The 1,529-nt window shown below is 60.9% G+C and carries 1 protein-coding gene; it reads left to right on the forward strand.

Annotated elements, in window-relative coordinates:
- The first annotated feature begins 318 nt into the window (after window positions 1-318).
- Window positions 319-939, forward strand: coding sequence for a retrotransposon gag family protein (locus tag FA727_RS25610; RefSeq protein WP_136833910.1), 621 nt, complete (start codon window positions 319-321; stop codon window positions 937-939).
- Window positions 940-1,529 lie beyond the last annotated feature (590 nt).

A 1,529-nucleotide genomic window follows, 5' to 3' on the forward strand; every position in this document is an offset into this window, starting at 1 on the left:
AAGGGCGAACGAGGAGGGGAGTCATCGGTACGCTCACCCCGGCCTAACGGCAGGGCGCGAGCCCAGTCCCGCGGTGACTCCTGCCGTGACTCGGCGCGGCGCCACGCCAACGAACCACGTGCGCCCGAAGCACGAACGCTTCCAGCGAGGGTGCCCGCGAGGTCACGCCTCCGGGACACCCGAGGCGCGGTCGGCGATGGCGATGCTCGCAACACCCTGAATCATATAAGGCAGCGAGAGGGAGCCCGGACCCATCAGCGCGGGCGCACCGACGTAGGGTGGAACCGGGATGCGGCCCCGGAGCCAGCAGGCACGCGGGTGTTCAGCTACAACATCCGCACTGCCCCGATTCCCCCCCGCTTCAGGCAGCCTACCACCATCACCAAGTACTCTGGGGAAACGGACCCCAGGGTATGGCTCAACGACTACCGCCTAGCGTGCCAGCTCGGCGGCGCCACAGACGACGCCATGATCATCCGCAATCTGCCACTCCACCTGGCAGATTCCGCGCGGACATGGCTCGAGCACCTGCCCCCGAACCGGATCCGCGACTGGGACGACCTGGTCGAGACCTTCGTGGGAAATTTCCAGGGCACCTACGTGCGCCCTGGGAACACGTGGGACCTTCGAGGTTGCAGGCAAAAGCCCGGTGAATCCCTGAGGGACTTCATCCGGCGCTTCTCCAAGCGCTGCACCGAGCTGCCCAACATCACCGACACTCAGATCATCCACTTCTTCCTCGAGAGCACCACTAGCTATAACCTAATATGCAAGTTGGGGAGGGACCCTCCCCCCGACGCGAACCGGCTATTCGAGGTAGCCTCCAAGTACGCTTCGGGGGAGGAGGCGGCGAACGCCATCTTCAACGGCAAGAAGGGAAAGCGCCCCGAAGAGACGCCCGCGGAGGGCAGCAAGCCAAGGAAGCCCTCGAGGAAGTAAAATCAAGGCAATAAGGGGAAGAAGTATCGAACCCCTCGCGAGAAAGGCAACAGCGGCGAACGAAGTCCCCGTAGTGGACCCCAGCCACAGGGGGCCTCGAGGCCTTCCGTGTGGAGGAGAGTCTTTGATGCCGATGGCGTGTTCTTCAACGTGGGACGACCCACTGCCGACGGAAATCCTCGCGAACGCCTGCGACATCCAACAGCTAAGTTGCTTATACCCCTAGAGCGGCTTCAGCCCCTCGAACCCTTTTTGTACATACTTTCGATTGTACAAACTCTTGATTAAGTATTTGGCTTAGCTCTCGCAAGTTGTGAACGAATCAAGTGGACTCGAGTCCACTCATACTTGAGTGAGGGTTGGTCCTACCCTCGCTAGGACCATCCCTCCCTCGGGGGCTACAATGGGGACGAACCCCCGAAAAAGTCAATACTTTTACGAAATTCTTGTGATATCTCGAGCGTATCGCCAAGTGCTCTTTTGCAACCCTCGAAGGGAAGACACTAGGCGTGAAACGGACAAGGGCAGGGTCGCCTGAGCCGAATGCTCGCCTACGCCTCGAGGCTATGGCAGCACCTCACTTCCCTCCG

The sequence above is a fragment of the Robertmurraya kyonggiensis genome, assembly GCF_005116465.1.
GTDB lineage: Bacteria > Bacillota > Bacilli > Bacillales > Cytobacillaceae > Robertmurraya > Robertmurraya kyonggiensis.